Genomic DNA, 11,476 nt, shown 5'->3' with positions numbered 1-11,476 from the left:
GCAGCTTCTGCTTGCCGCTGACGCCACCGAGGTCGACGGTGTGCGACAACTCGTGCGGCGGCTGGGCGCCGCCGTCGTCGAAGACCGCCACTCGGTTGCCGCCGATGAAGTACTCCCAGGTGGTGGTGGCGTGGTTGGCTTCGATCGTCCAGTGGAAGTTCACCGAGTTGCCGACCTTGGTGGCCGTCCAGCCCTTGCTTTCGTCGTCGAGGTCGGCGAAGCGTTCGTTGCCGCCGCTGCAGCTGGTCAGGCCTTTGGGGCCCTCGACGCTCTGCGGTTCCCACTTGATCTCCCCGCACGGGACGGTGCCGGCCGCGCACTGGGCCTGGCGGCTGGGTGGTGCGTCGATGTAGCCGTGCGCACCGGCCGTCCCGGTGGGGATGGCCACCAGGACCGGGGCGATCGCTGCGCCGACCGCCATCGCGGCGAGCTTGCGCTTCGATTCCATGTCGACTCCCTCGTCGATCCGGCCGGGTTGGTCCCGGCCGAGCGAGCCCCCCGAAGTGTGGTCTGGACCATACTGAGCGGGGCGGGAGCCGGTCAACGCTCGCGAAACCGCCTCACCGCAACGGACCAGGACCACTCGGCGAACTGGTCACGGCAAAACCGCTGCGGTGGCGCGGAAATCGGTTCACGCGCACGGGAAATGAGTCCTGCGATCAGGAATCGGCCAGCGGTGGTGTGCTGCAGCGCAGTTCGGGTACCGGACCGGTGTGGAGTTCGACCTCGACGTAGGCGTGCTGCCCGGAACATCCCTGGGAAAGCCGGGAAGACGGCACATCGGCGGTGAGCACGTTGGGATTGCCGTGCGCGCAGAGGGTTTCGCCCGGTCGCGCCGGATCGGGCTGCGGGTCGAACCACGCGCCGGTGGGCAGCACGACCACGCCGGGCCGGACGTCCTCGGTCACGCGCGCTCCGGCCAGGCAAGCGCCGAGGTGGTTGAACACCCGGACCACGTCACCGTCGGAGATGCCCCGCGCGGCGGCGTCCCGCGGGTGGATCCGGATCGCCTCCCGCCCCGCGACCTTGGCCTGCTGGCTGAGCGCGCCCACGTCGCCCTGCCCGTGCAGCCGGGTCGCGGGCTGGTTGGCGATCAGGTGCAGCGGCCCGCCGCGCTGCTGCTGCGGGGGCAGCCAGACCGGGTGGCCGGGGCAGTCCGGGTAGCCGAAGGACTCGATCGTCTCGGAGAACAGCTCGATCCGGCCGCTCGGCGTGCGCAGCGGGTTCCGCTGAGGGTCGGCGCGGAACGCCCGGAGCGGTGCCTGCGGGCGCACGTCCGGCATCTGCAGGTCGCCGGCCGCCCAGAACTCGGCGAACGGCGGGATGTCGTGGCCCTTCGCGGCCAGGTTGCCGCGCCACTGGTCGTAGAGGTGCACCAGCCACTCGCGGGGCGTGCGGCCTTGCGTGAACTCCTCGTGCACGCCCAGCCGCTGGGCGAGACCGGCGAGGATGTCGTAGTCGTTGCGGGCCTCGCCGAAGGGCTCCAGCACCTGGTGCATGGCGATCAGGTGGCTGTCGCGGTATCCGGCGCCGACGTCCTCCCGCTCCAGCGCGACGGTCGCCGGCAGGACCACGTCGGCGTGGCGCGCGGTCGCCGTCCAGTGCGTTTCCTGCACGACGACGGTGTCCGGGCGGCCGAACGCCTGCCGCAGCCGGTTGAGGTCCTGGTGGTGGTGGAACGGGTTCCCGCCGGCCCAGTGCACCAGCCGGATGTCGGGGTAGGTCAGGCGCTGCCCGTCGTAGTCGTACTGCTGCCCGGGGTTGAGCAGCAGGTCGGCGATGCGGGCCACCGGGATGAACGTCGGGACCGGGTTGTGCCCCATCGGCAGCGTGGGCAGCCGCAGCGCCGGGGCGTCGTCGCCGATGCTGGCCATCGAACCGTAGCCGTGCCCGAAACCGCCGCCCGGGAGGCCGATCTGGCCGAGCATCGCGGCCAGCGCCAGGCCCGCCCACACCGGCTGCTCACCGTGCTCGGTGCGCTGCAACGACCACGAGACCGTGATCAGCGTGCGCCCGGCGGTCATCCTCGCGGCCAGGGCGCGGATGTCGGCGGCGGCGATCCCGCAGATCGCGGCGGCCCATTCGGCGGACTTCGGGGTCCCGTCGTGCTCGCCGCGCAGGTAGTCGGCGAAGACGTCGAAGCCGGTGCAGCAGCGGTCCAGGAACTCCTGGTCGTGGTGCCCGCCGGTGAGCAGGGTGTGGGCCAGTCCGAGCTGGAGGGCGACGTCGGTGCCGGGTTCGACCGGAAGCCAGGTCGCGCCGGACCCCGTCGGGATGTCGTCGGCGAGCGGGCTGATCACCACCAGGTCGGTGCCCAGGTCGCGCAGCGCGGCGGACCCGGTGTGCCGGGTGATACCGCCGGAGGCGATCGAGAGGTTCTTGCCGGGCAACCCGCCGAAGGCGACCACGAGATCGGTGTGCTCGCGGAGGGTCTGCCAGCTGTCGGCGTGGTCCAGCAGCACGCCGGTGCTGCCGATGAGGTGCGGCAGCAGCGCTTGGGAGGTGCCGAAGCTGTAGTTGTTGCGCGAAGCCGTGTACCCGCCGATGGTGTTGTGGAACCGGTGCAGCTGGCTCTGCGCGTGGTGGAACCGCCCGGCGCTGGACCAGCCGTAGGAACCGCCGAAGATCGCCTCGTTGCCGTGCTCGCGGCGGGTGCGGTCCAGCTGCTCGGCGACCAGGTCCAGCGCGGTGTCCCAGGAGACCTCGACGAACTCCTCGTCGCCGCGCGCGTCGGTCGGACCGGGGCCGTCGTCCAGCCAGCCGCGGCGGATCGCGGGCCGCTGGACGCGCGTGCGGTGCCGAACGGTGCCCGGCACGTTGCCCAGCAGCGGCGACGGCGCGGGGTCCGCGGGGTGCGGCTCGACGTGGAGGGTGCCGTCGGCGTCGGTCGCGGCGCGGAACGCGCCCCAGTGCGAGCTGCTCGGCAGCCACGTCCGTTCGGCGGTCATCTGGTCCTCCTGTGGCGGGCGTCCAACCCACTGCACCATAACCCGACGTCCGGAGAACCTGAAATTCCGGAGGACCGGAGTTTCAAATTGGAACTGCGGTTCCCGTGGCAGCCGGAGTCCTCTGTGGATCGTTGTGATTTTTTCTTAACCGTCGTGAAATAAGGAGTCCACAGAGGACGGAATATGCGTTGACCACCATCTGGAACGGGCTTGAGCGGGAGTTCGCCACGGGTAGTGTCCGGGTCCGGAACTGTTGGTGCACTTGGTGTTTCGCCGGATGGTTGAGGAGTTCGATGGTCAACGTCATCGCCGACGACGCGGAGGCGCTCGCCGTCGCCGCCCGGCTGGGGGAGCGGTTCGCCGAAGGCGCGTCGCAGCGGGATGCGCAGCGGATCCTGCCGGAGGACGAGCTGGACGAGCTGTCGCGGAGCGGCCTGCTGGGCATCACCGTGCCCAGGAGGCACGGCGGGGCGGAGGTGTCGTACCGGACTTTGGGTGGCGTCTTCCGCCTGCTCGCAGCCGGGGACTCGAGCATCGGCCAGATCCCGCAGAACCACTTCTTCTTCCTCGACGTGCTCCGCCACAACGCCACCGAGCGGCAGCTGACCTTCTTCCACGCCGAAGTCCTCGCCGGCAAGCGGCTCGGCAACGCCTTGGCCGAGGCGGGCGCGAAGAACGCGCACGCGTTCGAGACGAAGCTCGTCGAACAGCCGGGCGGTGACTTCCGCATCAGCGGGACGAAGAACTACACCACCGGCGCCCTGTTCGCGCACTGGATCCCGGTGTTCGCCATCGACGGGGAAGACCGGGTCAACGCGGCGTTCGTGCCGTCCGGGGCCGACGGCCTGGCGGTGCTGGACGACTGGGACGGCATCGGGCAGCGCACGACCGCCAGCGGAACGGTGCTGCTGGACGACGTCCACGTGCCGGCGGAGCGGGTCGTGCCGCACTACCGGACCTTCGACGGGCCCGAGATCTTCGGAGCGTTCGGCCAGTACCTGCACGCCGCGATCGACGTCGGCATCGCCGACGCGGCCCTGAGTGACGGTGGCGAGGCGGTCCGAGAGCTGAGCCGGCCCTGGTGGGAGGCCGGTGTCGAGCGCACCGCCGATGAGCCGCTGGTGGTGCAGCGGTTCGGTGAGCTCGCGCTGCGGGTCCGCGCGGCCGGTGCGTTGCTGGCCGAAGCGGGAGATGCGCTCGACGACGCACGGCGCGCGCTCGACTCGGAAGCCGACGACGCCGAGGCCAAGGCGGCGGAGGCCTCGATCGCGGTGGCCGCAGTCCGCGCGCAAGCCGACGAGGCCGCGGTGTCGGTGTCCAGCGAGATCTTCGCGCTCATCGGCGCCCGGGCGGCGCGGACGGGCCGCAACCTCGACCGGCACTGGCGCAACGCCCGCACGCACACGCTGCACGATCCGCGCCGGTGGAAGGTCCAGCACCTCGGCAACTACGCGCTCAACGGGATCCGCCCGCCGCGCAACGGAATCGTCTGAGGAGGACCGCGGTGCCAACGGATCTGGCGGCGAAGTTCCGCCCGGTGTTCGAGCGGATCGCCGAAGGCGCGGTGGACCGCGAGCAGCAGCGCCGCCTGCCGCACGAGGAGGTGGGCTGGCTGCGGGCGTCCGGATTCGGCGCGCTGCGGGTTCCGCAGCACCTCGGCGGCGCCGGGGCCGGGCTGGACGAGCTGTTCGGCCTGCTGGTCGAGCTGGGCGAGGCGGACTCCAACCTGCCGCAGGCGCTGCGCCCGCACGTCCTGTTCGTCGAGGAACAACTGCGGCAACCGCCCTCGACCGCACGCGACGAGTGGCTGCGGCTGGTCGCAGGCGGGGTGCTGGTCGGCAACGCGATCAGCGAACGCGGGTCGCACGAGGTGGGGCGCCTGAACACCCGGTTGTCGGAGCAGGACGGGCGGCTGGTGCTCAACGGCACCAAGTACTACTCGACCGGCAGCCTGTTCGCGGACTGGCTGACCGTGCGGGCCGAACGGGCACCGGGCGAGCTGGTCGTGGCCAGGGTTCCGGCCGAGGCTGCCGGGATCGTCCAGCACGACGACTGGGACGGCTTCGGGCAGCGGACCACCGCCAGCGGCACGGTGGAGTTCACCGACGTCGAGGTCGACCCCGCGCACGTCGTGCCGTGGGACCCGGGCCCGGGACCGCACACCGCGTTGGCGCAGCTCGTGCTGCTCGCGTCCCTCGTGGGCGTCGCGCGGGCCGCGGCGCGGGACGCCACCCGGTTCGTGCAGCAGCGCAACCGTTCGTACAGCCACGCCAGCGCGCCGCTGCCCAAGGACGACCCGCTGGTCCAGCAAGTGGTCGGCAAGGTCCACAGCGCCGCGTTCGCCGCGCAGGCGACGCTGGAGGCCGCAGTCGCCTCGGTGGGCCGAGCGCAGGACGACGTCATCACCGCCGAGAACGACGTGGCCAAGGCCCAAGTGGCCATCGCCGACACCGTCCTGCGGGCCGCGGCGGAACTGTTCGAGGTCGGCGGCGCATCGGTGGTCAGCGAGTCGCGACGGCTCGACCGCCATTGGCGCAACGCCCGCACGCTCACCGCGCACAACCCGCTGATCTACAAGTCCCGCTCGGTCGGCGACCACGCGATCAACGGCGCCCTCCCGGTGTTCGGCTGGACCACGGCAGCACCCGCCTGACGGCTCAGGAGGCGTTGCGCCCGAAGTGCAGATCGCGCGGGCGCAACGCCAGGGTCGCGACCGCGCCGATGAGACCGGCGGCCACGAGGTACGCGCAGGCCCACCAGGGCGAACCGCCCGCGGCCAGGAGCGCGGTGATGACCCATGGGCGTGAGGCCGGAGGCGTAGATGCCGGAGAACTGGTAGACGAACGACATCCCGGTGTAGCGCAGCTGCACCGGCGCCAGCTGCGCGTACAGCGTGCCCTGCGGGGCGTAGAGCACCGCGTGGACGACTCCCAGGACCAGCACGATCACGATCCCGATCAGCAGCGGGTTGCGGGTCTGGAACGCGAGGAACGCCGGGAAGACGGATGCCGCGAACAGCGCCGCTCCGACCGCGTAGGTGCGGCGGGGCGTCCACCGGTCGGCGAGCCGGCCGAACACCGGGATGAGCACGGCCAGCACGACCGACGCGACCATCACGGCGACGAGGACATCGGTGCGCGGCAGGTCGAGCGTCGTGGTTGCGTAGGCCAGGAAGAACACGGCCCAGGTGTTGAAGGCAGCGCCTTCGGCCCAGCGGGAGAGCAGCCCGAGCAGCGTGTTGCGCCGGGAGGTGCGGTCGCGGAAGAGGTCGAGGAACGGGGCTCGAGAGGTTTGCCGCGCCGCGCGCATCTGCTCGAACGCGGGCGTTTCGGCCACCCGCAGGCGGATCACCAGGCCGATGAACACCAGCACGATGCTGAGCCCGAACGCGATCCGCCAGCCGTAGCCGAGGAACTGCTCGTCGCTGAGCACGTTGCCGAGCAGCGCGAACAACCCCGTGCCCAGGCCCAGCCCCAGCGCCAGACCGACCTGCGGCCACGCGCCGTAGCGGGCCTGCTTGCCGTTCGGCGCGTACTCCACCGCCATGAGCACGGCTCCCGCCCACTCGCCGCCGATCGCCAAGCCCTGCACCACGCGCAGCAGCACCAGCAGGAGCGGGGCGAGCAGACCGATGTCCTCGTAGGTGGGCAAAGCGCCCATGAGCGCGGTGGCCACGCCCATCAGCAGCATCGTGGTCACCAGCGTGCGCTTGCGGCCGATCCGGTCGCCGATGTGTCCGAAAAGGACTCCGCCGAGCGGACGGGCGACGAATCCGACGAAGAACGTCGCGAAGGCCAGCACCGTCGACACCGTCGGGTTGTCGGTGGGGAAGAACAGCTTGTCGAAGACCAGCCCGGCGGCGGTGCTGTAGAGGAAGAAGTCGTACCACTCGACGGTGGTGCCGATCAGGCTGGACGTGATCACCGTGCGGACGTCCTTGTCCGGCACCTGCCGGGTGCCGGACGCGTCGACGAGCGGGCTCGCAGTCATCTGCTGCCTCCTGGGGGATGGCCTTTCGAGGCCGGAGCGGGGCGGAACTGCGGCCGTCCAAGATCGAGCACGCCGAGGCGCGCTGGAGCAGGGGCGGTGTTCCGAGGGGACCGATTGGTGGATCAGGAGGCGGCACAAGCCGCGGACACCACGCGCAGGAGGTCCACGTGGGGGCGGCAGGTCAGCAGCACCGGTCGGAGCACACGGCGACGCTATGGAGGTGGTCGAGACGGTGTCAATGCGTCCCGGTGACCGGGATCGCCGCCCGGAAGTCCGCCAGGTGGGATGGCCCGAGCGCCGGTTGACACGTCCGATGCGGCTTTGCTGCGATTGAGCCGTGCGAGGCGTGGCGCTGTTCACCAGGCGTCGGCACGTGGACTTCCACCGCGTGTCGGCGCAGGCGTGTCGTCCCTGACCTGGTTTCCCCCCCCCTCCCGCAGTCCGCACGGCGGGTTCCCGCCTTCCGTCCACAACGGACACGTCCGGGTCCGCGACCACGAGCTGGGTCGGCCCCGCTTCTCCTGGAGTGACAGATGTCTTTGACGTTCCACTGGTTCCTGCCCACCTACGGCGACAGCCGGTACCTCGTCGGCGGTGGGCACGGCGTGGCCACCACAACCGCCTCGGGATCCCGCCCGGCGACGCTGGCCTACCTCGGCCAGATCGCCCGCAGCGCCGAACAGCTCGGGTTCGAGGGTGCGCTGACGCCGACCGGGGCCTGGTGCGAGGACGCCTGGCTGTCCACCGCGATGCTGGCCGAGGTCACCGAGCGGCTGAAGTTCCTGGTCGCGTTCCGGCCCGGTCTGCTGTCGCCGACCCTGGCCGCGCAGATGGCCGCGACGTACCAGCGCCACTCCGGGCAGCGCCTGCTGCTCAACGTGGTGACCGGCGGCGAGAGCACCGAGCAGCGCGCCTACGGCGACTTCCTGGACAAGGACGCCCGCTACGCCCGGTGCGACGAGTTCCTGCACGTCGTGCGGGCGCTGTGGCGGGGTGAGCGGGTCGACTTCGAGGGCGAGCACGTCCACGTCGAGGGCGCCGAGCTGACCAGGACCCCGGACCCGGTGCCGCCGCTGTACTTCGGCGGCTCGTCGCCGGCGGCCGGAACCGTCGCCGCCAACCACTCCGACGTGTACCTGACCTGGGGCGAACCGCCGCACAAGGTCGCGGAGAAGATCCAGTGGATCCGCGGGCTGGCCGCCGAGCAGGGCCGCACCGTGCGCTTCGGGATCCGGCTGCACGTGATCAGCCGCGACACCAGCGAGCAGGCCTGGGCGGAGGCCCAGCGGCTGCTGGACGCGCTGGACCCGGCGACCATCTCGCGGGTGCAGGAAGGGCTGGCGCGCAGCGAATCCGTCGGCCAGCGGCGGATGCTCGACCTGCACGGCGGATCGACGGCGGACCTGGAGATCTACCCGAACCTGTGGGCGGGCGTCGGCCTGGTCCGCGGCGGAGCCGGAACCGCGCTGGTCGGCAGCCACGCCGAGGTGGCCGAGCGGATCGAGGAGTACCACGCGCTCGGCATCGACGAGTTCGTCCTCTCCGGGCACCCGCACCTGGAGGAGGCGTACTGGTTCGGCGAAGGAGTCCTGCCGATCCTCGAGCGCAAGGGCCTGTGGCGGCACCCCGCCGGGGCCGCGGACGGCGCTCCGGCGAGCATCCCGTTCGCGGGCGGGGCGCGGGAGCCCGCTGCGGCGTCCTGACCGTTCTTCCCGTCGTGCGCGACCGCGAGCCCTCCCGGAGGGCTCGCGGTCTTTCTCGTCCTAAGAGGACAGTTTCCGGAGACTGGGAAGTTCGCCGCTTCCGTTGACACCCCTGCCCGTCTTTGGTGGCATTGAATCGTGTTCTTCGCAGACCGGCTGACCAAGCGCCGCCACGTCGACCTCGCTCGCGTCGGCGCGCAGTCCTGTCTCGACTTCTGATCTCCTAAGCATTCCCGGCCGCGCTAGAAGCGCGCCCGCCATTCCCCTTTTTTCCACTGCCGGAACCGTATTCCGCGCCGACCGAGCGCGCCTTCCGGCAGTGCCGCACCATGCGCAACGGGAGACGAGCATGTCCGATGCACACCGCGCCGAACCGCTGAAGTTCGCCTACTGGGTGCCCAACGTCAGCGGTGGCCTGGTCACCAGCACGATCGAACAGCGAACAGAATTCGGTTTCAACTACAACAAGGAACTCGCCGTGCTCGCCGAGCGCAGCGGGTTCGACTACGCGCTCAGCCAGGTGCGCTACGCCTCCAGCTACGGCGCCGCGCAGCAGCACGACCCGGCCGCGTTCAGCCTCGGGCTGCTGCTGGCCACCGAGCGGCTGAAGCTCATCGTCGCCGCGCACCCGGGGTTGTGGCACCCGGCGATCCTCGCCAAGTTCGGCATCACCGCCGACATCCTGTCCCAGGGCCGCTTCGCGGTGAACATCGTCAGCGGCTGGTTCAAGGACGAGTTCACCGGGCTCGGCGAACCGTGGCTGGAGCACGACGAGCGCTACCGGCGCACGGAGGAGTTCATCCGGGTGCTGCGCGGCCTGTGGACGCAGCCGAACTTCGACTTCACCGGCGACTTCTACCGCATCCACGACTTCAGCCTGCGCCCGCAACCCCACCCGGTGTCCGGCCGCCCGCACCCGGAGATCTTCCAGGGCGGGAACTCGACCGCAGCGCGGCAGGTTGCCGGGCGGGTCTCCGACTGGTACTTCAGCAACGGCAAGGACTTCGACGGCTTCGCCGAGCAGGTCGCCGACGTCCGGGCCGTCGCCGCCGAGCATGGCCGCACCGTCCGGTTCGGGCTGAACGGCTTCCTGATCGCCCGCGACACCGAGGCGCAGGCGCGCGACGTGCTGCGCGAGATCATCGACAAGGCCGACGTGGAGGCCGTGGAGGGCTTCCGCGCCGCAGTCCGCCAGGCCGGGAAGTCCACTTCGGACGGCAAGGGCATGTGGGCGGACTCGCAATTCGCCGATCTCGTGCAGTACAACGACGGTTTCCGCACCGGGCTGATCGGCACCCCGGAGCAGATCGCGCACCGCATCGTCGAGTACAAGAAGCGCGGCGCGAATCTCCTGCTGCTCGGTTTCCTGCACTACCTCGACGACGTCGAGCACTTCGGGCGGCACGTGCTGCCGATCGTCCGCGAACTCGAAGCCGAACTCGACCGCACCGGCGACCCCATCGGCGTCGGCAACGCTCGTTGACCATCGGGAAAGGGGCACCACCATGACCACCAAGAACTGGAACGACGACGCACGCCCGACCACCGCCGAGGGCTGGACAGCGCGGGCCAAGGAGGTCGCGGCCGTCCTGGCGACCGACGCGGTCGAGCGGGACCGGGCCAACCGCACCCCGCACGCGGAGGTGGGGCTGCTCAAGGACTCCGGGCTCGTCACGCTGCTCGGCCCGAAGGAGCACGGCGGGGCGGGGGAGTCCTGGGAGACCGCCTACCGGGTCGTCCGCGAGGTCGCCAAGGGCGACGGCTCGATCGGGCAGCTGCTCGGCTACCACTACCTGTGGGCGTGGGCGGCGCGGCTGGTCGGCACCCCGGAGCAGATCGCCGCGGTCGAGCAGCTGTACACCGCCAACAACTTCTTCTTCGGCGGCGCGGTCAACCCGCGCGACGACGACCTGGTCATCGCCGACGAAGGTGACGTGCTGGTGTTCCGCGGTAAGAAGTCCTTCTCCACCGGCAGCAAGGTCTCCGATCTGACGGTGCTGGAAGGTGTGCTGGACAACAGCGGCGAGCACGTGTTCGCGATCGTCCCGTCCGATCAGGACGGCATCACCTTCGGCGACGACTGGGACAACCTGGGCCAGCGGCTGACCGAGTCCGGCAGCGTGCTCGTCGAGGACGTGCGGGTGCCGTGGTCCTCGGCGGCGGGGTACGTGGACAAGCAGTTCCAGGCGCTGACCTACAACACGCTGAACGTGCCGACGATCCAGCTGGTGTTCGCCAACTTCTATCTCGGCATCGCGCAGGCCGCGCTGGAGGCAGGCCTGTCCTACACCGCCCAGCACACCCGCCCCTGGCCCTACGGCGGGGACAACAAGGAGTCCGCGACGGAGGAGTTCTACGTCCTCGACGCCTACGGTGACCTCCAGGCCAAGCTGTGGGCCGCCGAAGCGCTGATCGACAAGGCCAACGCGCAGCTGTCCGCGCTGCTGCACGCCGAGCGGGAGACGCTGACCCCCGAGCAGCGGGGCGAGGCGGCCGTGCTCATCGCGGCGGCCAAGCAGCGCATCATCGACACCGGGCTGGAGGTCAGCACCCGGATCTTCGAGGTGACCGGCGCCCGGGCGACGGCCAGCTCGGTCGGCCTGGACATCTACTGGCGGAACCTGCGCACGCACAGCCTGCACGATCCCGTCGCCTACAAGCGGGTGGAGGTCGGGCGCTACGCGCTGCTCGGCGAACTGCCCGAACCCACTTGGTACACCTGACCGCCGCGGCGGGGGACAGAAGATCGTCGGCGCAGCGGCCGAGCAGGGCGCTGACCTGGACCGCTGCGAGGAGCTGGCCAGGCGGGTCGTGGCGCAGGTGCGCTCGATGGGC

The 11,476-nt window shown here is 70.8% G+C and carries 8 protein-coding genes and 1 pseudogene; 6 read left to right on the top strand and 3 right to left on the bottom strand.

All coding sequences use genetic code 11. The features are described from left to right. Window positions 1-448: lytic polysaccharide monooxygenase auxiliary activity family 9 protein (locus ABTZ89_RS27685; protein ID WP_351050015.1), on the bottom strand; the 448-nt coding region annotated here is incomplete at its 3' end. A 211-nt stretch (window positions 449-659) separates the two neighbouring features. After that, window positions 660-2,948, bottom strand: coding sequence for a molybdopterin-dependent oxidoreductase (locus ABTZ89_RS27680; protein WP_351050012.1), 2,289 nt, complete (start codon window positions 2,946-2,948; stop codon window positions 660-662). 293 nt (window positions 2,949-3,241) lie between these two features. Between ABTZ89_RS27680 and ABTZ89_RS27675 the strand changes: the two genes are divergently transcribed. Together ABTZ89_RS27675 and ABTZ89_RS27670 are read left to right on the top strand one after the other, a co-directional pair. Further along, the gene (locus tag ABTZ89_RS27675; RefSeq protein WP_351050010.1) at window positions 3,242-4,441 is read left to right on the top strand and encodes an SfnB family sulfur acquisition oxidoreductase; all 1,200 of its coding nucleotides are present in this window, start codon (window positions 3,242-3,244) and stop codon (window positions 4,439-4,441) included. Between the two features lie 11 nt (window positions 4,442-4,452). Continuing rightward, complete coding sequence (locus ABTZ89_RS27670) at window positions 4,453-5,601, top strand: acyl-CoA dehydrogenase family protein (RefSeq protein WP_351050008.1); 1,149 nt, start codon at window positions 4,453-4,455, stop codon at window positions 5,599-5,601. Here the strand turns inward: ABTZ89_RS27670 and ABTZ89_RS27665 are convergent. Further along, window positions 5,520-6,938, bottom strand: coding sequence for an MFS transporter (locus tag ABTZ89_RS27665; protein ID WP_351050005.1), 1,419 nt, complete (start codon window positions 6,936-6,938; stop codon window positions 5,520-5,522). The genes ABTZ89_RS27670 and ABTZ89_RS27665 overlap by 82 nt on opposite strands. A 533-nt stretch (window positions 6,939-7,471) precedes the next feature. On the opposite strand from ABTZ89_RS27665, the gene ABTZ89_RS27660 reads away from it, so the two are divergent. The 4 genes and pseudogenes from ABTZ89_RS27660 to ABTZ89_RS38985 all read left to right on the top strand — a co-directional run. Beyond that, window positions 7,472-8,641 (top strand): LLM class flavin-dependent oxidoreductase, encoded by a 1,170-nt coding sequence (locus tag ABTZ89_RS27660; protein WP_351050003.1) that lies wholly within the window; start codon window positions 7,472-7,474, stop codon window positions 8,639-8,641. A gap of 349 nt (window positions 8,642-8,990) precedes the next feature. After that, entirely contained in the window at window positions 8,991-10,124 is a 1,134-nt protein-coding gene (gene sfnG, locus ABTZ89_RS27655) for a dimethylsulfone monooxygenase SfnG (protein ID WP_351050000.1), read from the top strand. Between the two features lie 22 nt (window positions 10,125-10,146). Next, window positions 10,147-11,364, top strand: a complete 1,218-nt coding sequence (locus ABTZ89_RS27650) for an acyl-CoA dehydrogenase family protein (protein WP_351049997.1) — start codon at window positions 10,147-10,149, stop codon at window positions 11,362-11,364. Continuing rightward, window positions 11,357-11,476: pseudogene (locus ABTZ89_RS38985) on the top strand (dihydroxyacetone kinase subunit DhaK); the annotation flags it as partial. The gene ABTZ89_RS27650 and the pseudogene ABTZ89_RS38985, both read left to right, overlap by 8 nt.

The sequence above is a fragment of the Saccharopolyspora sp. NPDC002686 genome, assembly GCF_040295745.1.
Taxonomy (GTDB): domain Bacteria; phylum Actinomycetota; class Actinomycetes; order Mycobacteriales; family Pseudonocardiaceae; genus Saccharopolyspora; species Saccharopolyspora oryzae.
This window is presented reverse-complemented; position numbering and strand designations above follow the sequence as displayed.